Raw genomic sequence first — 23,479 nt, forward strand, 5'->3', positions numbered from 1 at the left:
TAGCACTGTGTCGAGCCGGCCAATAATTCATCTCATCGTGTTCGCAACCGCGTCACGGATAGCACCCAGGAGCAACGGGAGGTGGCTATCCTCGATCGCGAGCGGGGGCCTGATCTTGAGGACCGAACCGGTTGGCCCGATCTTGCTGAGCAGGACGTCCCGCGTCTTGATTGCTTCAACGAGCTGTTTCGTCGCCACAGGGTCGGGTACCTGGTGCTCGGGATCTTGGAACACGGAGAACCCGAAAAACAGGCCGTCTCCCTTGACGGGGCCGAGCAGGTCGTGGCTATCCGTCAGGGTTGTCAGCTCCGCACGGATCGTCGATCCCAGACGTTTTGACCGTGACACGAGCTGTTCGTCATCGATGATGGACAGCACCTCGAGCCCGACGGCCGACGAGACAGGGTTCCCGGCGAAGGTGTTGAAGAACTCGTTGTATGTTCCGAACTCCTCGAGCAGGGCTTCCCTCGTCACGACGGCAGCAAGCGGGTGCCCGTTCCCGAGCGGTTTGCCGAGGGTGACGAAGTCGGGAACAAGGTCGTAGCGCTGGTATCCCCAGAAATGGCTGCCGATGCGGCCCAACCCTGCCTGCACTTCGTCTCCGATGACGAGGCCTCCCGCAGCGCGTACCCGCGCGGCGATTCCCTCAACATAACCCTCCGGCACGGTCGGCAGGCCCTCAGTTGAGAAGATCGACTCGAGGATGACGGCACAGACACCGTGTCCTTCCCTGATGAGTTCGGCAATGGCGCGGTCTACATGGATGAGCGCCTCCTCCCGCACCTCCTCCGGCGTGCGACCCGCGTTAGCTGCGGCGTCAAGATCAGGGACGGGGAAGGAGCGTACGTTCGGGGCAAGCCCCTCACGCGTCTTCAGGCCCGTTGTGATGCCGGCCAGCAGCGTGGTGTTGCCGTGGTAGCTGAAGTCTGTGACCAGGATTCCGGTTGCCTGCGTATGCTGCCGAGCGATGCGGAAGGCCAGCTCATTGGCCTCCGAACCGCTGTTGGCAAAGAGCACGCGGTCGAGCTCGGGCTCGAATCGGGCCAGGAGTTCCTCCGCGTATTCCACGACGCGCTCGTTGAGGTAGCGCGTGTGGATGTTCAGGGTCGAGGCTTGAGCTCGAAGTGCTTCAACGACGCGGGGGTGGGCGTGCCCGACGTGCGGAACGTTGTTGTAGGCATCAAGGTAGCGGCGGCCCGTGACGTCGGTGAGCCACACGCCGGATCCCTGAACGAGGTGGATTGGTTCCTCGTAGAAGAGGGGCGAGTGACGCCCGATCGTCGCGAAGCGGCGGGCCAGAAGTGCTGAGTTGCTCACTGTGAGTCCTTTCCTGGGGACGCAATTGCGGGTCGGCGCCATGGCGAGGCCTGTCCGCGGTCATAGGTGTCGGCGAGTTGGGCGACCCACGGTGCGACATTGGCTGCCACGAAGTCAGACGCGGGATCTCCCGGTCGTTCTGCTGCCCATGCGAGGTAGGTGAGCCCTCGGGCAAGCATGAAGGCGTCCCAAACCGCGATCTCATCCTTGCTGAGGGGACGTTCCTGCGTGTAGCCGGCAATGAGGGCCTGCTCATAATCGAGGTAGCGGGGATGTAGTGCGTGGTGGAAGATCGCGGTCACAAGGTCGAAAACAAACCAGCCGGTGCCAAAGTCGTCGAAGTCTATGAGCACAACGCCGTGCGCAGTTTCGAGGAGGTTCTCGGGGCTTGCGTCGGCGTGGATGATGCCGAACACCGAACTGTCCGTCGGCAGTGCGGAAAGCTGTTCATGGAGCGCAGGAAGTGCCCTGTCCACCGCATCCCGCTCCTCGGTCGTCAGGGAAGTAAGGAGGCGCGGGTCTCCCCAGAGCGGTGATGGTCCAGCCAAGCCGGCTGCGTCCCAGGCCGAACGGCGGAAGCCGGCGGGGATGCCCATCCTGACTGCTGCGGCATGGAGGCGGCCCAGCAGCGCGCCGATCTGCGCGAAGGCGGCGGGTTCGGGATTGTGTCGTCCTGCAAGTACGGACTCGATATCTCCGAAGGGGGAAGCGTCCTCGACCCAGCGCTGTGCAGAGACCTGTCGGCTGTGTTCCCCGACCTGCACCAGAGTGAACAGGTCGCCGTCGAGAGTGGGGATAACCTCCGGGACCTCGACTCCCGCGTCGCGCAGCGCACGGAGGAATTCGAACTCGGAACGTAGTTCTTCTTCGTCACGGTAGCCCGGCCGATGAAGTCGGATCGCGGTCGAACTGCCGGTGGAATCGATGGCACGGAAGACGTGATTCTCCCGATACTTGATGAATTCGACGCGGGAGTCCGGGTCCAGCCCGAAGGGGGCGAGCGCAGCCCGTGCGATGTCATGTGCGTCTTTGATATGCATGATTCTCCCGTCGTGGACAGTAACCCCACTGTCCCATACTCTGGTTCTACTTTCCAGAATCAAATTCTGATTGGAGCAAGATGACGACAACTTTGAAAGAGCGACGTCGGGATCATGTGCGTACCGAACTGGCCGCCACCACCCTCCAGCTCGTCAGTGAAGAGGGGGTGGAGGCTGCAACCATCGAACGCATCTGTGCGGCCTGCGGCACGTCCCGATCCACCATCTACTCCCACTTTCCCGATGGTCGCGATGGTGTCTTAAGAGCTGCATACTTCCGCGCAGGGGAGTCTTTGATCGAGCTGGCGCGGGAGCGGGCAACACAAATCGTCGGATGGGACGCCCGCATCGCCAGTTACGCTCGCACCATGCTTGAGTTCTCAAGTTCACCCAATCTGGGCAGTTTCTACAGTGTCTCTGGGCCCAGCCTCCTCGGTTTTCGCTCCGAGCGTGGAGTAGGCGCGCAAAGCTACTTCGATGACATTCGAACTGAGCTGTCGACAGCTCAGGCAGCGGGCGAGCTGCCAGCCGATGCCGAGCCAGAAACCCTCGCTACCCTGCTCGTATCGAGCCTGCGCGATGCCGGAGTTGCCGCGGCGCAGAACCCGGAACTCTGCGAGCGTTTCGTCACATCGGTCTGGACAATCCTCAAGGGATTGCGGGCGCTTGGACCGAGCGCAATTCCGACGACGCCTGAAAGCCCGACGACGACTGAGAGTGAACAACGATGACTGAGGCACCAGGCAGGGAACAATCCACTGACCGTGTGGTCGCGGTAACCGGCGGTGGCACCGGAATAGGTGCAGCCATTGCCGAGCGCTTTGTCGCCGCCGGCTGGCGTGTCGCGGTGATCGGGCGACGGCAAGGGCCTCTTGAGGATGTCGCCCGCCGTACTGGAGCGCTGCCGATAGTCGCGGATGCGGCGGACTCCAGGGGCGCCGCCGCTGCCGTCGCTACCGTGCTCGAACATTTCGGCAGGCTCGACGCATTCATCGCGAACGCCGGTGGTCACGGCTTCGCGGCCCTGGATGAGACGACGGACGAAGCGTGGGCGGCGAGCATGCGCTCCAACCTTGACTCGGCGTTCGTCTTCGCCCGCGCGTCGATTGAGGCGCTGAAGGCGGCACGGGGCTCAATCGTCGTCGTCTCCTCACTCGCCGGTCTCGCGGCCGGGCCTAGCACTATCGGGTACACCACAGCGAAGCACGCGCTCATCGGCCTCACCCGGTCGATCGCTCGTGACTACGGAGTCCACGGCGTGCGGGCCAACGCTATATGTCCCGGTTGGGTGCGGACACCGATGGCGGACTCCGAGATGGACGAGTTTGCGACCCAGGCGGGACTCGACGGTCGAGAGAGTGCGTACACCGCCGTGACGGCCGATGTTCCGCTTGGCCGCCCGGCAGAGCCCTCGGAGGTCGCGGAGGTAACCCTTTTCCTCGCGTCCCCCGCCGCCTCGTACGTCTCGGGAGCCGTTATCCCGGTGGACGGCGGTGCGACGAGCGTCGACGTTCCCACCACGGCGTTCGCCCACGCCGGGATGTGACGGCGGGTCAGGCGTGCGCTGAGGGACCAAGACCGTTCGCTGTTGGTCAACCGCTGAGGGCACTATTTCCTCACACTTGAGATCACACTCAACCACTGGGAGATCTCTGAAATGACTGCACCAGAGCAAAACACCAGCGGCCACCTCGCTCCGAACCAACTCGGAGTTCCGGGCGTGGTCTTCCTGGTCCTCGCGGCCGTCGCACCGCTCACCGTTGCAATTGTTGTCGCTGCGCTGGCGATCGCCCTCGGCAATGGGGGCGGTGTGGTAGTCGCATTCGTCCTCGTCGCGATCACGCTCCTCCTATTCGCCGTCGGCTATGCGCAGATGTCGCGGGAGCTGGCCAATGCGAGCGGCTTCTACGCCTTCATCGTCAAAGGCCTCGGCAAGACGGCTGGCCTCATCGCAGGCTTCATTGCAACGCTGGGCTACAACTTCTTCGTTGCAGGGGCCGTAGGCACGGCAGGCTTCTTCACGAGTATCGTGATCGCACAGATCACCGGCCTCGACATCCACTGGTACCTCGCCGGTGTAGTAGTCATGGTCATTGCCTTCCTGCTCGCGCGTGGCGGCATCGAGCTCAGCGCCGTCGTGCTGGGAATTGCGCTTGTACTCGAAGTTCTCATCCTTCTCGTGTTCAGCGTCTCCGTGCTCGTCCAGACGGGATTCAGCCTGGAGGTCTTCAGCACAGACGTCATTCTGAGCGGGTCAATAGGCGTCGGCCTTCTCCTTGCCGCGACCGCATTCCTCGGTTTCGAGGCGACGTCGCTGTTCAGCGAAGAGGCGAAGGACCCGCACCGCACCATCCCACGCGCAACGTACGCCGCCATTGTGATCGTCGGCCTCATCCACGCCATCACCGTGTGGGCGATCGTCAGTGCTGTCGGGGTGCAGAACGCCCAGGAGACAGCTCTCGCCAGTCTGGAGACCGGGGACCTCGTACTCGTGCTCGTCGACCAGTACCTCGGGCCGTTCATGCTCATTGCGGTCCTGATATTGCTCGTAGTCAGCCTGTTCGCCGCGCAGTTGGCCTTCCACAACGTGGCATCCCGCTACCTGTTCTCGCTGGGCCGGGCGGGTGTGCTTCCTGCCAGCCTGTCACGCACACGTGAGAACGGTGTGCCTCAGAACGCGCTCATGGTCAACGCGGGGTTCGCCCTCGTCGTTGCCGGTCTCTTCGCCTTGTTCGGACTCGATGCGATCACCACGCTCGTCCCCGTCATGATCGGCTTCGGCACCCTGTGCATCCTGGTCCTGCAGATGGCCGCCGCGCTCGCTGTCGTTGTGTACTTCCGACGCCGTGGCGACGCCCGCTGGGGGAAGACCTTCGTGGCACCCGGACTGGGTTTCCTGGGACTCCTCGGAATCTGCACCATGGCAGTCCTGAACTTCTCCGTGCTGGCAGGGTCGGAGGCGTGGTACGTCACGATCCTCCCGTGGCTTCTCGCGCTCGCCGTCGCGGCAGGCGTTGTCTACGGCGCTTACCTGCGCAAGAATCGGCCCGAAGTCTACGGCCGACTGGAAAGTGACCTGGAACGGTTCGACCCCGATCCTGTTTCCACAACGAGGCACTAATCGACTGAGCGGCCGGCACTTTCCATGGTGCCGGCCGCTTGGCATTCGTGCGGCACTTCTGCAAAGTCCTTGAAGGACTCTCTTCGTGGTTTTTCGACGCCGGGAGACTCTCAGGATAGGTTCGCGAGAAGTCCATCGAGCTGTGCACTGTACGACGGCAGTTCGTCGTGTACCGGCGAGAGGGCAGCGGTGACCTGGGCGCCGAGGAACATGTTCATCAGTTGTTCGGCCACGACGGAATCCTCCACGCCTGTTGTCACCGATCCAACCTGGCGAGCCTCTGAGAGGTGGCGGAGCAGCGCGAACCGCCACTGCTCCATCGACTGCTGATGGATTGACGCTTTGTCTACGTCAGTAACAGCCTTCTGCCAGAATGCGATGACGATCCGGGCTTCACTGATTTTCTCGTCATCCACCGGCAGAACTTCCAGTCCGAACGCACGAATGGCAGCCAGCCCGGAGCGGTTGAAGGTAGTGAGGGCTATCCGTTCGTTGGTGCGGTTGAAGACGTGGCGAAACGCGAAGGTGAGCAGATCATCCTTTGTGGGGAAGTATGGCTTCAACGCTCCGTTCGAGAAGCCTGCCTCCAGTGCAATGTCCCGCATGGTAGCGCCTTCAATACCGTCGCGGGCGATGATCCGCCAGGTTGCATCCACCAGTTCCAGCCGACGCTGGTCGTGGTCCACGATCTTCGGCAAATTCCAAACTCCTTTTTTGCGGAACCCTTGTGATCCACCTTACTCTCGGTTTATTCTACAACCATAGAAAAACCAGCGGACCGAGGAAGATCCAATGACCATGTCACCCATAGCCACCGAAAATTCATACGCGCTGGCCAGCGCCGATGAGATTCTTGAGGTGCAGCGCATCCTCCGCGACCACGATTTTCTGGGCTCATCCAAGAGAATCGCGTACCTTGGGCTGGTCGATCCCAGTCGTCAGGCCGGCAATGGCGAGGAAGGCCGTCGATTTCGCATCTTCATTCACGACGTCTCCGGTGCGGCCCCCCATGATGTCCTGGTTTCCACAACCACGGGCAAGGTCCTCTCGCACGTCGAGTTGGATACTGGGTCCACGGGAGAACTGCCCGTTCTTGAGGAGGAGTTCGAGGTCGTCGAGGAGTTGCTGTCCACCGACGAACGCTGGCTTGCAGCTCTCGCCAGCCGGAACCTGGACGTTGCAAAGGTGCGTGTCGCGCCGCTCTCTGCCGGTGTCTACGAGTACGAGGATGAGAAGGGCAAGCGAATCCTGCGCGGCCTCGCTTTCGTTCAGGAACACGAGACCGACAGTGCGTGGGCGCACCCCGTCGATGGCCTGGTGGCTTACGTCGACGTCGTCGGGAAGGTTGTCACGCAGATACTGGATCTCGGGCCCATGCCCGTACCGGAGGAGCATGGAAACTACACAGATCCCGAGCTGACCGGTCCGTTGCGCACGAGCCAGAAGCCAATCAGCATCACCCAGCCGGAGGGGCCCAGCTTCTCCGTCACCGGCGGCAACCACGTGGAGTGGGAGAACTGGAACCTCGACGTAGGGTTCGACGTTCGCGAAGGCGTTGTTCTGCATAACCTCTCTTTCAACGACAAGGGCCGGATTCGGCCGGTCATTCACCGTGCGTCGATCGCTGAGATGGTTGTGCCCTACGGTGATCCTTCACCGATCCGGTCGTGGCAGAACTACTTCGATACGGGCGAGTACCTGGTGGGGCAGTACGCCAATTCGCTCGAGCTGGGTTGCGATTGCCTGGGCGACATCACCTACCTCAGCCCTGTCATCAGTGACGCGTTCGGGAACCCCCGCGAGATTCGCAACGGTATCTGCATGCACGAGGAAGACTGGGGGATCCTCGCCAAGCACAGCGACCTGTGGTCCGGTGTCAATTACACCCGCCGCAACAGGCGCTTGGTCATCTCCTTCTTCACGACCATCGGCAACTACGATTACGGCTTCTACTGGTACCTCTACCTCGACGGCACCATCGAGTTCGAAGCCAAGGCGACCGGGATCGTCTTCACGTCGGCCTTCCCGGAGGCGGGTTCCGACAACATCTCCCAGATCGCACCGGGACTTGGTGCTCCCTACCACCAGCATCTCTTCAGCGCCCGGCTCGACATGGCGATCGACGGCTTCGCCAACAGGGTTGAGGAGGAGGACATCGTCCGTCAGCCAGTGAGCCCGGATAATCCGCGCGGTAATGCGTTCTCTCGAAAGCGGACTGTGGTCGCCCGAGAGTCCGAGGGCGTGCGGGAAGGCGATGCACGCAGCGGCCGCACCTGGGTGATCTCCAACCCGGAATCCCTCAACCGCCTCGGCGAGTCGGTTGCCTACAAGTTGCACTCCGAGGGTCAACCGACACTGTTGGCGGACCCCAATTCCTCCATCGCCAAGCGTGCCGCCTTCGCCACTAAAGACCTGTGGGTGACCCGGTTCGCCGAGGAAGAGCGTTACCCGACCGGCGACTTCGTGAACCAGCACGCGGGCGGCGCGGGTCTGCCGGCGTACGTCGCGCAGGACCGCGACCTCGACGGGCAGGACCTCGTCGTGTGGCACACCTTCGGGTTGACGCACTTCCCCCGGGTGGAGGACTGGCCGATCATGCCTGTTGACACGGTCGGCTTCAAGCTCCGCCCCGAGGGTTTCTTCGACCGGAGCCCCGTATTGGACGTCCCACCGACCGCACAGGCATCTGGTGGCCACTGTCACAGCTAGCCTTGGCGGGACCCGGGGGTTTTATATCCATCCCCGGGTCTGCGTCGGGGCTGTGCTGCTGTCGAGCGCCGTGCACTTGTGGGGGGCGGTAAGCCGGCACCATCCGTGGTGGATGAGTCTTTTCATGATCGCCATGGTGGCGGTCTGTCTTCCATGCGCGCTGCATATCTGGCAGGCCTCGTCGGTCAAGGCGCTCCATAACGTTGCAGCATGTGCAGTTGGAATGGCTGGGTTGCATCTGCTGTTGATTCTCGCGGCACCATCGACAGGACATGCGCATGGTGCCGAATCCCGTTCATTTCACGGGGGAGCTTCGGCGACGCAGACCCTGATGATCATCGCGCTCGAGATATCGCTTGCCTTGATCGCGACGACGCTTGTCGCGCGACTCCGAGCCGCACATCGGACGAAGCCCGCCCTGGTGCGGAACGATCAACTACTGTAGATACCCCGACGCGGAAGGGAAGGGCACTGTGGGTTGCTGTGGTTCTCCTGAGCGCGCTCACCTGCCCGCGTCCGCGTCCGAACGGTCCGCAGCCGTTTTCTCCTCCCCTGGTTCGACGGCGATCCGCGATCAGGTGCACCTAGCGGCCGGCTCCTTTCATATGGGGGACTCGTTCGACGAGGGTAACCATGGCGACGGGGAGACACCGGTCCATCAGGTAACTCTTGGAGCGTTCTCCATCGACGCCACCGCAGTGACCAACACCTCCTTCGCCCGGTTCGTGGAGGAGACAGGGTACCGAACAGAATCCGAGGTGTACGGCACCTCTGCGGTGTTTCACCTTCTGGTCCAGGCTGATCCGGAGGACGTCCTGGGGGTGGCAGCCGGAACGCCCTGGTGGAGGAACGTCCGTGGAGCGGACTGGGCTCACCCCTATGGGCCCAACTCCAGTTGGAAGGATATTCCCGATCATCCGGTGGTACAGGTGTCCTGGAACGATGCCCAGGCGTATTGCAGGTGGGCTGGGCGGCAGCTGCCATCGGAGGCACAGTGGGAATATGCGGCCCGCGGCGGACTGGAAGGTCATCGGTATCCCTGGGGTAACGAGCTATTGGGAGCGCACGGCGAGCACCTGTGCAACATCTGGCAGGGCGAGTTCCCCAGGCGAAACTCACAGGATGACGGATTTGTTGGCACCGCTCCGGTCCGGAGCTTTCCGCCGAACGGTTACGGCCTCTATGAGATGAGCGGCAACGTGTGGGAGTGGTGCAACGACTGGTTCCTCCCCAAGTACTACCGCAACTCACCACCCAGCGACCCTGCGGGCCCGACGATCGGCAAGGGGCGGGTGATGCGAGGGGGCTCCTATCTGTGCCACGACTCGTATTGCAACCGGTACCGGGTTGCAGCGCGAAGCTCCAATTCGCCTGACTCCGCCAGCAGTAACTGTGGTTTCCGCACGGCCCAGGTTGCCCCGGCCAGGTAAGGATTCTCGGGGACGTCGAGCCCGCGGCTCAGGCGTGGACGGGAGCGTACTCCAATGCGCTGATGATGCTGTCGGCCAGCATGTCCACGAGCTTTCGGGAGCGCTCCGGGTTCGGATCCGCGAGGTGCTGCATGCTGATTCCGTCGATGCCGGAGATGAACAGGCGGGCAACCAGTTCGAGATTCGTAGGCACCTCCTCGCCGGCCGCCCGTGCTGCCGACTCGAACAGCTCCTGCGTGGCCACGATCCATCCGTGGTACATGGATTGGTTCATTGCCAGGGCGCGAGCTTCGTCGTCCGACTCGACCCGAAACCGGCGCAACAGGAGTTCGAAAGTGGTGACCTGTTCGTGCGGCAGTCGCAGCATCCGTTCCCAGACACGGTGTGCGTGTGCTCTGACGACGTGGGCAAGGCCTGCATCGAGGTCCTCCACGGGCCGCAACGTCTTCGCGTAGTCACGGCTGAGGTAGTTGTAGACCTCTTCGAGCAGCTCGTCCTTATTCCTGAAGCAATAGTGGAGCGCTGCGAGGGGAGCCTCCGCCTCCATCGCGATGCGGCGCGTGGTTGCGGCATTCACGCCGTCGTTGGCAATGACGCGCGCTGCGGCTTCGACGAACTGCAGCCGTCGCTCAGCGGTCGGTACTCGAGCCATCTCATCCCCTCCGGTCTTCCGAACCAGTGTAGGCAGTTGCCTGCGTCCACCGCCGCAGGCGAGGGCTCTGAGGCGGGTTACATACATTTTACAAGAAAGTTCTAGTCAAGTGACCAAGTCATACGACATACTTGAGGAAACGAGTAATCCAGATCACATCGGAGGTCCCCCTTGAAGAGCTCCCCGTATGCTTCTCCCGCTGCTGACATCGTCGTCGTCAATGGGCAGGTGCCCGAAGGCGTCGGTGTCGTCGATTCGGGTACGGCCTCGTCCGTCGCCGTCCGGGACGGCCGCATCCAGGCTGTAGGCGGGGCGGAGCTCAATGAACTCGTGTCGTCGAAGACCAGGGTCATCGACGCGGAGGGAGGAGCGATCCTTCCTGGAATCAATGACGCGCACCTGCACTTCGTCGCCTCGGCAATGGTCCACTTCGGTTATCTGGATATCGGCGTCAAGGCTGCAGCAAACTGGGGCGAGGTGGCGGCGATGCTGACCTTTGCGACACCAGCGGAAGATGGCTGGGTTCGGGCACACGGTTGGGATCAGGTGGTCCTCGGACCAGGAGGAGCCCAGGCTCTGCTGCACCTCCGGCCGGGAACCCCCGTGGTTGCTTTCGACCAGACCGGGCACCAGTTGCTCGCCAACCGCACCGCCATGGACGCGGCCGGCGTTCCCGAGCAGCCGCGCGTACCCGTCGGCGGCGTGATCGGACGAACTGACGCAGGCCTGCCCAACGGACTCTTCGTGGACGCCGCGATGGAATTCATCACGACCGCCATGCCCCAGGTTCCTCCACAGACTCTGCGTGATGCTGTTCTCAAGTACCAGACCCTGCTGCATTCGCAGGGAATCACATCGCTGACCGAGCCCGGCCTGGGACCCGGAGGTGCCTCCCTGCTCAACGGCACCTGCACCGTCCCGTCACTGGAACTGCTCGGCTCCCTCGCCGAATCGGGTGAGCTCTCATTGCGGATCAATGCGCTCCTGCTCTTTGCGGGCACAGGCGGCATCAGCGCTCAAGCAGTCGGCGAGGGCCTGGCCTCGGGCCTACACCATCTGTATTCCGGCCGGGGCATCGACTCCCAGCTACTGCGCATCGCCGGCGTGAAGGTGTTCGCTGACGGGACTCCCCGTAGCGGAACCGCATGGATGAGCGAGCCCTACGGCGAACAGTGCAGTCACGGATCGATGGTGGTGGCTGGCGCGAACGACCAGGAACGGATCGCCGAACTGAATGAGATTGTCAGGCTCATTCACGACGCCGGCCTCCAGGCAGGTATTCACGCCACAGGAGATGCGGCCAGCGAGGCAGCCGTCGACGCGATCATCGCCGCACAGCGTGCAGACGGGCGGGACGCACGGCACTACATCATCCACGGCGCCTTCCGCAGCAACGAGTCGCTGCCCCGGTTGGCAGCACATGGGGTCGGCTACAGTACGAACCCCTCGATCCGCGCTGCGGGCGGTGACGTAGTCAAGCGCATTATGGGCGAGGAGCGGTTCGCCAGGCACCAACCACTCGGATCGGCTTTTCGCGCAGGGGTGCACCTGAACATCGCCTCCGATTCGCCGGTCACCGATACCGACTGGCGTAAGACCATGACGGCAGCAATGACGCGCGCCACGGTGCATTCCGAAGGCCCACCAAACGACCCCGAAGGCATTACCTCAGGGCAGGCACTGCTTGCTATGACGTCGCTACCCGCGTGGCAGGATCACGCGGATCACTACAAGGGACGGCTACTGCCCGGCATGGTGGCCGATCTGTGCGTGCTTGACGCGGCCTGGCCGGCTGGCGCCGTTGAACTCGCAGAACGGCGCGTCCTTTGGACTCTGGCTGGAGGGCGTGTCGTTCACGACCCGTCAGCGCTGGCTGCCCACGTGAACTACACAAGCGTTCCCTGACATCGACCTGAACACCTATCAATCAACCACCCACTTCCAACACCACCACCCCGAAATACAAGGAGAAGTTGTGCGTATCAAGATCCCAGTAGTACTGGCCACCGCAACGGCCCTGATGCTGACCGGCTGCGGAGGCAACAGCGGCGATGAGGCCGCGGCCCCCGGAGAGTCATCCACCCTCACGGTGGGAACCATCGGCATCGGATCCGACGCGGCAATCCAGATGGCCATCGACAAGGGTTACTTCGAAGAAGAGGGACTCACCGTCGAGACCACCGTCATCGCGAATCCGCCCGCCGGTATTGCCGCCGCACAGAGCGGTCAGATCGACTTGACTTACACCCCGTCGATCCCGTTGCTCAATGCCTTGAGCCAGAATGTGCCGTTGAAGGTCGTTGCCGCGGCAGACGGATACGCAGAGGACGCCGCGCAATCCGAGGACCTGGCTACCGTGGACGACACGGGATTGTACGTACCCGCGGGAAGCTCCATCACGGACCCGAAGGACCTCGAAGGTAAGTCGGTCTCCGTACCCGCACGGAAAGCCCAGATGGAAGTGACCATCTCCAAGGTCATCTCGGACGCCGGCGGCGATCCCCAAAAGGTCAACTGGATGGTGCTTGATCCGGCCTCCGCGCTGCAGTCACTGGACTCGAACCGCGTTGACGCCGCAGCGCTGATTTCACCCTTCACCGCTCAGGCCGGCACCAAAGGCCACCAGCGCCTGGCCTCGCCCGGTATCGAATTCTTCGAGAAGGGCGCCGTCGGCTTGTGGGTAGCCGGTACCCAGACGGTCGAGGACAAGTCGGAGGAGATGGCCGGCTTTGCCCGTGCGATCAATAAGGCCAATGACTACGCCAACAACAACCCCGAGGAAGCCGAGGAAGTCGGCGCGGAAGTCACCGGCGTGCCGCTGGAGACAGTGCAGGAAGGCGCCGAGGTCTACTGGCCCACCGAGGTACGGCTCGAGGACCTTCAGCGCGTCAACGCGCTCCTTGTTGAATTGGGCTTCCTGCCACAGGAAGTAGCGATCGACGAGAGCCTGATCGTCAATGAATAGGTTCTACCCCGTCTGCGAGGAGTTCACACCATGAACGCTCAACTACGGCAATTGCTCGTCAGCGCCGGTGGGATTGTTGGCGCGATCCTGATCTGGCAGTTTGTCGCAACCGTTCCGATGGCCGGTGGACCACTGCCTCCATTCTCCGCTACCTTCACCGAGCTCACCCAACTGCTTGCCAGCGGAGAGTTCTGGTCTTCGCTGGCAGACACGATCCTGATCTCGCTGCTCGGCCTGGGATCGGCAGCGGTCATCGGCGTCGTTCTCGGGATCCTCATCGGCAGTTTCGATCCATTCCGCTATGCGACCCTCGCTGTGCTGGAATTCCTCAAGCCGATCCCGCCGATCGTGATTCTGCCCCTCGTGGTACTGATTTACGGTCCCACGACACAAATGGCCTGGTTCCTGGTCTTCTTCGGTTGCGTGCTGCCCATCATCATGCAGACGGTGGCCGGAGTGCACGACGCCGACCCGGTCACCCTGGACACGGCCCGCAGCTATGGCATGGGACGCACAGAGGTGCTCGCACGGGTCACCCTGCCCTCAGCGATGCCGTTCATCGGCACCGCCATGCGGGTGGCAGCCCCGGCCGCGTTGGTGATCACCGTCGTCGCCGGCCTGCTAGGCGGAGGTCCAGGCCTGGGACGAAGCATCTACCAGGCCCAGGCCGGCGGAGACTACCCGTCGCTTTACGCCTACGTCCTGGTCCTAGGCATGCTGGGCCTGATCTTCCAGGGTGTCAGTCGCCTGGCTGAGCGCCGCACACTGCACTGGCACGCGTCCTACCGAGAGGTGCTTCCCGCATGAACCGTAAAGCCGTCAACTGGTCGCTCGGGGTCGGAGCGCCCCTGCTGTTGGTCGCGCTGTGGTGGACACTGTCCAGCACCTCGACCAACACATTTTTCCCTCCCTTGAGCATCATCCTCGAACGCTTCCAGGCGTTGTGGCTCTTCGATCACTTCACCTCGGACGTGCTGCTCAGTCTGAGGAATCTCCTCCTCGGGTACGCTCTGGCAACCGTCATTGGTGTCGGACTGGGTTTCATCATCGCCCTGGTGCCCGTAGCCCGGTGGGTCCTCGACCCCCTGATCCACTTCTTCCGCGGTATACCGCCGGTGGCGCTGGTCCCCATCTTCATCTCGCTGATTGGCTTCGGAGTCGAGATGCGGCTTCTGAGCATCACGCTCGCGGCGCTTTTTCCTACCCTCATTGCCACCGTCGACGGCATTCGCAGTGTCGACTCTGGCCTGAAGGATGTCAGCGCCGTGTATCGGCTGACTCGCCGCGAGAAGATTGTGCAGGTCTACCTGCCCGCAGCAGGGCCGCACATCGCCTCCGGTATGCAGGTCAGCCTGCAGGTCGCGTTCATCGTCATGATCGCGTCGGAGATGCTCGGCTCCTCGCAGGGAATCGGGGCGATGACGCTGCTCGCGCAGCAGAGCTTCATGATCTCCGACATGTGGGCGGGCATCCTGCTCCTCGGAATCATCGGCTTCGCGGCCAACCTGCTCTTCGAAATCATCAAGAACAAAGTCCTGGCCTGGTATGTAGGCTCCAAACGATTGGCCCGCACGGCATGAAAACACGAACCGCTCCCGCGCACATTCACACGAACACCCGGCAGGTGGCTCCCATGGCAGAAGCAAATGTCTCCTCCGACGCCACGGTGCGGCTCCGTGTCGATGGTCTGGCGAAGTCCTACGGAACCGGCGATAAGGCGAAGGTTGTCATCGAAGATCTGACCTTCACCGTCAACGCCGGCGAGATGGTCTGCATTGTTGGCCCATCCGGTGTCGGAAAGACCACGCTGCTCAAGTGTCTGGCAGGACTACAGCCCGCGACCCGCGGACAGGCGTCCATCGATGGCCGCACCATCTCGGGCCCGCCTCCCGAGATGGCCCTTGTTTTCCAGGATTACAACCGGTCACTGATGCCCTGGCTCACCGTCCGCAAGAACCTGATGTTGCCGCTGCGGCACCTGCGCCTCCCGGCGGCCGAGGCGAAGGAGCGCTGCGACAGTGCCCTGGAGGCAGTGGGGCTCAGTCACGCGGAGCACCAGTACCCCTGGCAGTTGTCGGGAGGAATGCAGCAAAGGGTGGCAATAGCCCGCGCGCTCGCCTACCGGCCGGAGATCCTCATCATGGACGAGCCTTTCGCCTCCGTAGACGCGCAGACGCGGTTCGACCTGGAGGACCTGTGTCTGAAGATCCGGCAGGACTTCGGCATGACCATCCTCGTGGTCACCCACGACATCGACGAGGCGGTCTACCTCTCCGACCGCGTAGTTGTGCTCGGGTCCAAGCCTGCGAAGGTGCTCAAAATCGTGGACGTTGACCTTCCAGCTCCTCGCGATCAGATCACCACCCGCTCGCTGCCTGAGTTCGCCCGGCAGCGCACCGATGTGCTTTCTCTTATCAAGAGGCCCGCATGATTCCGCATCCTACAGACACGGGGAAACGGCCCAACGTCCTTGTCTTCATAGCGGATCAGTTGCGGGCGGATCACCTGGGGTTTGCGGGCAATCCTGTGGTCCGGACGCCGAACATCGACCGGTTGGCGGGGGAGAGCGTCGTGTTCACCGAGGCGATGGTGACAAACCCGACCTGTATGCCGAATCGAGCAAGCCTCGTCACCGGACGCTGGCCCTCTGCGCACGGGACGCGCTGCAACGGAATCACCATGGACCCGGATGCGAACAATGTGGTGCGATCGCTCGCTTGCACTGGGTACGTGACGACGGCTGTCGGCAAGCTGCACCACCAGAACATGGGCTGGGACTTCGAGCCGGAACAGCTGGCACAGATGGAGGACACCAGCCCCTTGTTGCTCACGCCGGTCCTGGACGCGTGGTCCCGGCGGCGGGAGCCAGGATGGGACAAGTGGGAGGATAAGGCGGCCCACGACAGGTCCTTCATTCCATTGCCTCCGGATTACTACGGGTACCAGCACGTCGACCTGGTCATTGGCCATGGTGACCGTCCGGGAGGCCACTATGTGCACTGGGCGCGGGATCACGGCGTCGATCCCTACACGAGCGGCGGTCCCGAGAATGCGGCGGTCCGGCTCGCGGACTGGGAGCAGGTGTACAAGACCTCTGTACCACCGGACCTGCACCCGAGCGCCTATGTGGGCACCAAGGCCGTGGAGCACATCAACAAGTTCGCGCAGCAGGAGCAACCGTTCTTCATGTTTGTCTCCTTCCCCGATCCGCACCATCCGTTCTCACCGCCGGATGGTTATGCAGACATGTACTCACCGGAGGAGGTTGATCTGCCGGTTGGATTCCATCAGGACCATTCGAAGTCTCCTCCCCACATCCGGGAGATGATTGAGCACCGAGGGACGCCCAACAGCGATCCGACCATGACCTGGGCGGCAACGGAGGAGCAGTACAGAGCAGCAGCGGCGGCGCAGTACGGGCTTATCAGCCTGATGGATAAGCACATCGGTGAGGTGCTCTCAGCACTGGAGGAGAACGGTTTGGCCGAGGACACGATCGTGGTTTTCACCAGTGACCACGGCGATCTGTTCGGGGATCACGGGCTGATGCTCAAGCATTTCAGCCACTACCGTGCCGTGACCAACGTTCCGTTGACCATGAGAATTCCTGGGCAGGCGCCAGGCTCCCTGGATGCGCTCGTTTCGACGGCGGACCTTGCACCGACGCTGCTCGAACTGACCGGTGCCGCGCCATATCGGGGTATTCAGGGCAAGTCTCTGGTGCCGTTACTCGACGGGCGGACCGATTCGGTGAGGACAGGACTCATCATCGAGGAGGACCAGCCGTTCGGGCTTTCGGGCCTGCCCGCTCCTGTGTGGACGCGCTCGGTGATCACGCCAAAGGGACGACTGACGCGCTACTTCGGAACAGGAATCACCGAGCTGTATGACCATCTAGCGGATCCCGACGAGCTGAACAACCTCGCCGACGACCCACAGGCGGGGGGCTTGTTGGCTGAGCTTACGACGTCAATGCTCGAGGAGATGGCTGCCCTGGCGGAGTTTGGTGTTGCTCCAACGGCGGCTGCCTGACGTGCTCATGGAACAGCGAAGGGCGGCACCGGTCGGTGCCGCCCTTTCCTGTTGTCTGTCAGTATTGACTGATCGACTTCCCTCATGAGCTCTCCCCTGACGGGGGTCAGGTATGGCCCTGGCGAATGGACCCTTCAGCGCGCCGGGTCGATGATCGTCATCCCGGCAGGCTTTGCCCGGTCGAACCCGGGCAACAGCACAGCCGCCTCCGCGAGACCCACGGTTCGTTCGATCAACAGATCGGGGCGCAGCGAACCCTGCTCAATGAGGGCCAGCATTGCCGGATAGTCGACGGCCGCCATGCCATGGCTGCCCAGCACATCGAGCTCCCATGCGATCACCCGGGCCATGGGCACCCGGGGATGCCCGCCGATCGGAGGGATCAGTCCAATCTGCACGTGCCTGCCGCGACGCCGGAGGCTCAAAATGGCGTCGGCGGAGGTCTGCTCGCTGCCGACGGCATCGACGGCGACATGGCTCCCGCCGCCCGTGATGTCGCTGACCACAGCAGGAAGGTCGGTCCCGCCGTAGGCAATTAGCGTGTGTTCTGCGCCTAGCCGGGAAGCTACCGACAGCGCCTCGGAGTTCCGGTCAACAGCAATCACCCTGGCACCGATCGCCTGGGCAATCATCACCGCACTCAGTCCGACCCCGCCGGCTCCGATTACCGTGACCCACTCACCCGGCTGGATTCGTGCCCGCCCGACCAACGCGCGATATGCCGTCGCAAATCTGCAACCCAGACTGGCAGCTGTGGAGAAACCCACCGCCTCGGGAATGGCCACCAGATTCATGTCGGCAGCGTGCAAAGCGACGTACTCGGCGAACGATCCCCAGTGGGTGAACCCGGGCTGTTGCTGGTGAGGGCAGATTTGGGCGTCACCGGCGAGGCACCATTCACAACGGCCACAGCCACATACGAAGGGAACCGTGATGCGGTCGCCCACCTTCCAGCGAACGACGCCGGTTCCGACCTCGATGATGACACCGGCCAGTTCGTGGCCCGGTACGTGGGGGTACGCGATGTCGTCGTGCCCGGCCCAGGCGTGCCAGTCACTGCGGCACAGACCGGTCGCCCTGACTTCGACGACGACGCCGTCGGGCTGCACGGAAGGCGCAGGCACCTCGCGTACCTCCGGCACCCCTTGAACCTCATCAACAACTACTGCGCGCATTGCTGGAGTCTAAGCTGCCGAATACCTTCGATGCGCGTCACCGGCCCTTCCGGCAGCATCCTGTAACCCCTCGTGATTGAAACGTGATTGTAGTGATGCAGATTGCATCGCTACTGATTTTCGGTAAGCTACAAATTCCCTGATGGTGGTTCGTGTCTGTGGAGGAGTTGTAATGAATAGCAAATTCAGATTGACCCCGAGCACCCCGATGCCAGAAAATCTGGAGCTCTTGGAAGATCAAGCTGTGCATGTGCTGCATAGCAGGCTGCGGCGTCAGATGGACGCAGAATACTCCAACGGCTGGTTCTCTTATGAGACCGAAGTGCGCCTGGACGAGGTCCGGGCAGAGCTGGATCGCCGGGAAAGTGGAGAATCTGCCGCAGTAGTTCCCGAGTCCCGAGCAGGCCGGCTCGTCGCAAGCTGACCGCCCCGGCAGTGCAGCCATTTACTCAAGCTCCTACTCCTGGCTGAGGTCCTGAGCCACCGGGGAGTGTTACTGATGCCGCTCATATGCGGCAGTGGGGATGATGATGGATTTTGCCAATTGGCCTACTAGCCGGCTTCTCAACACCGCCGCCCGATTGACCGAAAACACCTCGACCGATCTCTTCCGGGGTCTGGGGATCACTCCGGCCGGTTTCGCCGCCCTTCGTGTCCTCTCCCAGGGGCCCGCCATGGGTCAGTCCGAGTTGGCTGAGCGGCTTCGTGTGCGGCCTGAGACCCTGGCCAAGGTGATTGATCGGCTCGTGTTGAGTGAGCTGATCGCGCAAAGCGCGAGATCGAGCGACAAGCATGACGTTCAGCTGCGTATCACTCAAGAAGGGCGGAAGCTGATAGCCCGTGCGGACGCGCTTGAAGAGGAGCAGGAGCGCACACTGGGTTCCGACGAACAACTGCGAACCGAACTCATCAACCGCATCAGGGCGCTCGGCCTCGATGCCGGTGCGGACCAGAAACGTCCAACCCTGAAGCTGGTACCAAAGATAAGCCCCCACGAGGGTGACGACGGCGGGTCGCGCTCCGCAGCCGTCTGACGGCGAATATCTTGGGATAGAGCTCTGGCCGGATATGACCAGAGCTCTCATCTGGGGACCCTTGCCGCATGCTCGGAAAACGCTTACCGTCGGGTCATGCCCCCTTTGAAGATCACCCACCGCGCCTGGGATGCTCCCGAAACCCGCCCACGGATGGCCAACGACGTTGATCACCGGCCGGGACTCGGACTCACCAGCCGGAGCATCCTCCGAAACGGGCAGCCATGGATACCGGTCACCGGCGAAATGCACTACAGCCGCCAGCCCCGGGAGCGGTGGGCAGAGGCATTGCAGCTCATGAAGGCCGGAGGCGTAACTGTTGTAGCGACCTACATCTTCTGGATTCATCACCAGCCAGGCGAGGATGAACCGAGCTTTGAGGGGAACCTGGACCTGGCAGCTTTCGTGGCACTCTGCGCGGAGACAGGGCTGGAGGTCATCCTTCGGCTGGGACCCTGGTGTCATGGTGAGGTCCGCAACGGTGGTCATCCCGACTGGGTGGTCGACGCCGACTATGCCGAGCGCACGAATGATCCCGCTTATTTGGAGGCCGTCCGGACCTGGTTCGGCTTCATCGGCAGGGAGGTCGCAGAGCTGTGCGGGAGCCACGGACCGGTGATCGGCATCCAGCTCGAGAACGAACTGTACGACCAGCCGGATCACATCCTCGCCCTGAAGGACATCGCGCGTGAGGCGGGGCTGCACGCGCCGCTATGGACGGCGACCGCCTGGGGGAGTGCCGATATTTCGATCGGTGAGGTCTTCCCGCTCTACGGTGGATACTCGGACGGCTTCTGGGTGGACTCCGACCAGGGCTGGGACGAAAGCTTTCAGGCCCACTTCACCTTCTCCCACCAGTGGGACGATCCCGGCATCGGCAAGGACCTCGCAGGCAAGAACTGGACCGGTGTTGTCGGCGCCAAGCACCCCGATTTCCCTGCTGCCACCTGTGAACTCGGTGGAGGTATGGCCACCGCCTACCACCGCCGTCCTGCACCAACCGCCCGCGATATCGCCGCAGTGGCGCTGTGCAAGCTGGGAAGCGGGTCAACCTGGCAGGGCTACTACATGTATGTCGGCGGCACGAACCCTCGGAACGCGCTACAGGAGTCGCACGCTACCGGCTACCCGAACGATCTCCCTGAGTTCAACTACGACTTCGCGGCTCCCATCGGGGCGCACCTCCAAACCCGTGAAAGCTTCCACCGGCTGCGGAATCAGCACTCGTTCCTGGACGCTTTCGGATCCCGCCTCGCGGCGATGAACGCCACCATTCCAGACAACGACGACGACGGCGGCCTGCGCTGGGCTCTGCGCAGCGACGGCAGAAGCGGGTTCGTCTTCATCAACAACCATCGGCCCTTCGAACCGTTGCCTGCCCACGCAGGCACCCAGTTCGAGATCACCCTCGCTGACGGACAAGTCAGCTTCCCACATCGCCCCGTCACGATTCCGCCGGGGGAGTTCATGTCCTGGCTGATCCAACTGGAGGTGGGCGGCGTCGTCGTACGTTGGGCGACGCTGAGCGTCCTGACTGTTCTAGAACAGGACGATGAGCCTCCCGTCCTGGTATTCGCGACCCATGAGGGTGTCGATGCACACCTCGCCGTACCGGCCGGTTACCGGGTCGACGGTCATCCCGGCGTGGAGAGGGACGGAGAACTGGTGCTTGAGGACCTTCAGCCGGGCCTCATTCTCCTCACCAGCACCTCCGGCGCCAGGCTGCGCCTGTTGATTCTTTCGGCTGCACAGGCGTTGGAAGCGTGGACGCCCGTTATCGGGGGTGCCCGAAGGCTGGTGCTCTCCCGCAGCGGCATCGTTGAGCAGGACGGCAGTCTGGCCGTGATTGCACCGGAGCCAGCTGAGGTGTCTGTCTTCCCTCCGTTGGGCGGCCCCAACGACAGCGAGTTTTTCTCCCGTCACTCAGTTCGCCTGCCGGAGCAGAAGTTCCAGGTCGTGGTTGAGGAAATTGCTCCCGTCTCTCCGCCGCCGCCTGCAACCATCGGCGTACCGGGCCGCGCTTCGGCGCCGAGTCCCGAGCAGTTCAGTCGCCACGCCGCGCGGTTCCGGATCACGGTCAAGGGGGAAGCGGCGGCGGGTGTCCGCTCGTTGCTGAGGCTGGAGATCGTCGGCGACGTGGCGTCGTCGTTCTTTGAGGGCCGGAAAGAGGACGTTTTCTGGAACGGATCAGCCTGGGACATTGACATCACCCCGGGCGAGGCCGCCAACCACCGCGAGGTGGAGGTTCAGATCCACCCGCTGAGCGCCGACACACCCATTTGGCTTCCCGAGGCCGCTGCCCGCATAAAATCCTCACTGGTACGGCCGACGGCGGACATCACCCGTGCCGCTGTTGTCACCGTCGGGACCGTCCAGCTCGCCGAACGATTCTGACCCTGTAGACAGCCGCGCTACTGCCTCTGCCGCCTGAGATGCAGCGAGTCCGGCACTATCGAACCGCGCCCTGGAAATATGATGGAGCGCTCTATTGACATGTGACGCAGATCATCTGTAGATTGATCGAACTGCTGATGGAGCGCTCTATCAACTCCCGCACCAAGCCGTCCCCCGTTGGTCTGACAACGCCCCGAGCGAAGGTCAGTCGGTGCGAACTCCCATGTCCCCTTCCGCTCAAGCACGCACACAAAGGAGTGACCGTGATTCTTTCACGACGCACCAGAATGATCACCGCCCTCACCGGCACCGTAACCCTGGCACTCGTAGCCACCGGCTGCGGCAGCAACAGCGACGAACCGGCCAGCGCCGAGAACCCCGTCGAGCTCACCGTTACCACCTTCGGCAACTTCGGCTACGACGATCTGTACGCCGAGTACGAAGAAGCAAACCCTGGCGTGACCATTGAGGCGACGAACATCGACGGCAGTGCCAATGCCCGCACAGACGCGTTCACCAAACTCGCGGCCGGATCCGGTCTCAGTGACGTCGTGGCAGTTGAAGAGGGCTGGCTCGGCTCCATCATGGAGGTGTCGGACCAGTTCGTAGACCTCAACGAGCACGGTGCACAGGACATCAAAGCCAACTGGGTTGACTGGAAATTCGAGCAGGGCACCGACCCCGATGGCCGCGTGATCGGCTACGGCACCGACATCGGGCCGCAGGCACTGTGCTTCAACCAGGACCTCTTCGAGGAAGCAGGCTTCCCTACTGACCGCGAGGAAGTCGCCGAACTCTTCGGCGGCGACGACGCCACCTGGGAGACCTACTTCGACCTGGGCCGCCAGTATCACGAGGCGACAGGCAAAGCCTGGTACGACCAGTCGTCGTTCGTCTGGAACTCCATGGTGAACCAGATGGAAGAGGGCTACTACACCACCGATGGCGAGCTGAACGTCGAAGGCAACGAGGCGATGCGCGCCAAGTTCGATCTCCTCGCTGCCGGTACGGCGGATGGCCTGTCGGCCAACCAGAAGCAGTTCGACTGGGGGAAGGGCAAGGCCTTCGTCGATGGCTCGTTCGCGGTTCATGTCTGCCCCGCGTGGATGCTCGGCACCATCAAGGAACAACTTGAATCCGCTGGCGGTGGACCCGAGAGTGGCTGGGACGTAGCCGATGTCTTCCCGGGCGGTGCCTCGAATTGGGGCGGAGCGTTCCTTTCCGTTCCCGAAAGCTCCGAGCACCCTGCTGAAGCAGCCAAGCTCGCCGCTTGGCTGACGGCCCCTGAGCAGCAGGTCAAGCAGTCTGCTGCCGCGAATAACTTCCCGAGCACCCTCGAAGCCCAGCAGAAAATCGTTGAGGATGCGGTGCCGAACGAGCTCTTCAACGACGCTCCGTACGGTGCAATCTTCGCCTCGCGTGCCGAAGGCGTCGTCGCCCAGTTCAAGGGCCCGCACGATTCCGTGATCCAGGAGAGCGTTTTCGCGCCGGCGCTGAACATGCTCGACACCGGCACAGGAACCGCCGATGAAGCCTGGGATGAAGCGGTCAAGCTCCTCAACGACCTCGTGGTCAACAACTAGCAGCATCGGCTGTGGGGCCTCCGGCAC

The 23,479-nt window shown here is 62.7% G+C and carries 21 protein-coding genes; 16 read left to right on the top strand and 5 right to left on the bottom strand.

The features are described from left to right. Positions 1-27: 27 nt before the first annotated feature. Both AC5RU3_RS10490 and AC5RU3_RS10495 read right to left on the bottom strand, forming a co-directional pair. A complete protein-coding gene (locus tag AC5RU3_RS10490) occupies positions 28-1,317 on the bottom strand; it encodes an aspartate aminotransferase family protein (RefSeq protein WP_309124218.1) in 1,290 nt (429 codons plus the stop codon). Continuing rightward, the gene (locus tag AC5RU3_RS10495; protein WP_309072186.1) at positions 1,314-2,357 is read right to left on the bottom strand and encodes a phosphotransferase enzyme family protein; all 1,044 of its coding nucleotides are present in this window, start codon (positions 2,355-2,357) and stop codon (positions 1,314-1,316) included. The genes AC5RU3_RS10490 and AC5RU3_RS10495 overlap by 4 nt, the downstream gene beginning before the upstream one ends. A gap of 80 nt (positions 2,358-2,437) precedes the next feature. On the opposite strand from AC5RU3_RS10495, the gene AC5RU3_RS10500 reads away from it, so the two are divergent. From AC5RU3_RS10500 to AC5RU3_RS10510, 3 genes are all read left to right on the top strand, one after another. Beyond that, a complete protein-coding gene (locus AC5RU3_RS10500; protein WP_309124219.1) occupies positions 2,438-3,088 on the top strand; it encodes a TetR/AcrR family transcriptional regulator in 651 nt (216 codons plus the stop codon). Then, positions 3,085-3,903 (top strand): SDR family NAD(P)-dependent oxidoreductase, encoded by an 819-nt coding sequence (locus tag AC5RU3_RS10505; protein ID WP_493965468.1) that lies wholly within the window; start codon positions 3,085-3,087, stop codon positions 3,901-3,903. Before AC5RU3_RS10500 ends, AC5RU3_RS10505 begins: the two co-directional genes overlap by 4 nt. A gap of 111 nt (positions 3,904-4,014) precedes the next feature. Further along, positions 4,015-5,478, top strand: coding sequence for an APC family permease (locus AC5RU3_RS10510; RefSeq protein ID WP_493965469.1), 1,464 nt, complete (start codon positions 4,015-4,017; stop codon positions 5,476-5,478). Between the two features lie 110 nt (positions 5,479-5,588). On the opposite strand, the gene AC5RU3_RS10515 is transcribed toward AC5RU3_RS10510, so the two are convergent. Beyond that, positions 5,589-6,176 carry a TetR/AcrR family transcriptional regulator gene (locus AC5RU3_RS10515; RefSeq protein WP_493965470.1) on the bottom strand — a complete coding sequence of 196 codons (588 nt, stop codon included), beginning with the start codon at positions 6,174-6,176 and terminating at the stop codon, positions 5,589-5,591. Positions 6,177-6,270: 94 nt separating this feature from the next. Here AC5RU3_RS10515 and AC5RU3_RS10520 point away from each other — a divergent pair, with 94 nt between their 5' ends. The 3 genes from AC5RU3_RS10520 to AC5RU3_RS10530 all read left to right on the top strand — a co-directional run bounded on the left by AC5RU3_RS10520 (position 6,271) and on the right by AC5RU3_RS10530 (position 9,617). Further along, positions 6,271-8,187, top strand: coding sequence for a primary-amine oxidase (locus tag AC5RU3_RS10520; protein ID WP_493965471.1), 1,917 nt, complete (start codon positions 6,271-6,273; stop codon positions 8,185-8,187). Positions 8,188-8,299: 112 nt separating this feature from the next. Further along, positions 8,300-8,632 (top strand): hypothetical protein, encoded by a 333-nt coding sequence (locus tag AC5RU3_RS10525; protein ID WP_309072192.1) that lies wholly within the window; start codon positions 8,300-8,302, stop codon positions 8,630-8,632. Then, a complete protein-coding gene (locus AC5RU3_RS10530) occupies positions 8,619-9,617 on the top strand; it encodes a formylglycine-generating enzyme family protein (RefSeq protein WP_493965620.1) in 999 nt (332 codons plus the stop codon). The genes AC5RU3_RS10525 and AC5RU3_RS10530 overlap by 14 nt, the downstream gene beginning before the upstream one ends. 28 nt (positions 9,618-9,645) lie before the next feature. On the opposite strand, the gene AC5RU3_RS10535 is transcribed toward AC5RU3_RS10530, so the two are convergent. Then, positions 9,646-10,269, bottom strand: a complete 624-nt coding sequence (locus AC5RU3_RS10535; RefSeq protein WP_309072193.1) for a TetR/AcrR family transcriptional regulator — start codon at positions 10,267-10,269, stop codon at positions 9,646-9,648. A 171-nt stretch (positions 10,270-10,440) separates the two neighbouring features. On the opposite strand from AC5RU3_RS10535, the gene AC5RU3_RS10540 reads away from it, so the two are divergent. The 6 genes from AC5RU3_RS10540 (at position 10,441) to AC5RU3_RS10565 (ending at position 17,266) form a co-directional block, all read left to right on the top strand. Beyond that, positions 10,441-12,174, top strand: coding sequence for an amidohydrolase (locus AC5RU3_RS10540; protein WP_493965472.1), 1,734 nt, complete (start codon positions 10,441-10,443; stop codon positions 12,172-12,174). A 70-nt stretch (positions 12,175-12,244) separates the two neighbouring features. Continuing rightward, positions 12,245-13,234, top strand: coding sequence for an ABC transporter substrate-binding protein (locus tag AC5RU3_RS10545; RefSeq protein ID WP_493965473.1), 990 nt, complete (start codon positions 12,245-12,247; stop codon positions 13,232-13,234). A gap of 30 nt (positions 13,235-13,264) precedes the next feature. Further along, on the top strand, positions 13,265-14,041 hold the full coding sequence (locus AC5RU3_RS10550) for an ABC transporter permease (RefSeq protein ID WP_309072543.1): 777 nt from the start codon (positions 13,265-13,267) through the stop codon (positions 14,039-14,041). Further along, positions 14,038-14,814: an ABC transporter permease gene (locus AC5RU3_RS10555; protein ID WP_493965474.1), complete on the top strand. Its 777-nt coding sequence runs from the start codon at positions 14,038-14,040 to the stop codon at positions 14,812-14,814. The genes AC5RU3_RS10550 and AC5RU3_RS10555 overlap by 4 nt, the downstream gene beginning before the upstream one ends. Then, positions 14,811-15,665: an ABC transporter ATP-binding protein gene (locus AC5RU3_RS10560; protein WP_375164435.1), complete on the top strand. Its 855-nt coding sequence runs from the start codon at positions 14,811-14,813 to the stop codon at positions 15,663-15,665. Before AC5RU3_RS10555 ends, AC5RU3_RS10560 begins: the two co-directional genes overlap by 4 nt. Further along, on the top strand, positions 15,662-17,266 hold the full coding sequence (locus AC5RU3_RS10565) for a sulfatase-like hydrolase/transferase (protein WP_493965475.1): 1,605 nt from the start codon (positions 15,662-15,664) through the stop codon (positions 17,264-17,266). Before AC5RU3_RS10560 ends, AC5RU3_RS10565 begins: the two co-directional genes overlap by 4 nt. A gap of 134 nt (positions 17,267-17,400) precedes the next feature. Here the strand turns inward: AC5RU3_RS10565 and AC5RU3_RS10570 are convergent, their stop codons facing one another. After that, a complete protein-coding gene (locus AC5RU3_RS10570) occupies positions 17,401-18,441 on the bottom strand; it encodes a zinc-dependent alcohol dehydrogenase family protein (protein ID WP_493965476.1) in 1,041 nt (346 codons plus the stop codon). A 250-nt stretch (positions 18,442-18,691) separates the two neighbouring features. Here AC5RU3_RS10570 and AC5RU3_RS10575 point away from each other — a divergent pair, with 250 nt between their 5' ends. The 4 genes from AC5RU3_RS10575 to AC5RU3_RS10590 all read left to right on the top strand — a co-directional run bounded on the left by AC5RU3_RS10575 (position 18,692) and on the right by AC5RU3_RS10590 (position 23,452). Further along, positions 18,692-18,865, top strand: a complete 174-nt coding sequence (locus AC5RU3_RS10575) for a hypothetical protein (RefSeq protein WP_493965477.1) — start codon at positions 18,692-18,694, stop codon at positions 18,863-18,865. A gap of 106 nt (positions 18,866-18,971) precedes the next feature. Then, complete coding sequence (locus tag AC5RU3_RS10580) at positions 18,972-19,475, top strand: MarR family winged helix-turn-helix transcriptional regulator (RefSeq protein WP_493965478.1); 504 nt, start codon at positions 18,972-18,974, stop codon at positions 19,473-19,475. Between the two features lie 96 nt (positions 19,476-19,571). After that, positions 19,572-21,869 carry a beta-galactosidase gene (locus AC5RU3_RS10585; RefSeq protein ID WP_493965479.1) on the top strand — a complete coding sequence of 766 codons (2,298 nt, stop codon included), beginning with the start codon at positions 19,572-19,574 and terminating at the stop codon, positions 21,867-21,869. 287 nt (positions 21,870-22,156) lie between these two features. After that, complete coding sequence (locus AC5RU3_RS10590; RefSeq protein ID WP_309072393.1) at positions 22,157-23,452, top strand: ABC transporter substrate-binding protein; 1,296 nt, start codon at positions 22,157-22,159, stop codon at positions 23,450-23,452. Positions 23,453-23,479: the final 27 nt, after the last annotated feature.

The sequence above is a fragment of the Arthrobacter sp. MDB1-55 genome (assembly GCF_059092925.1).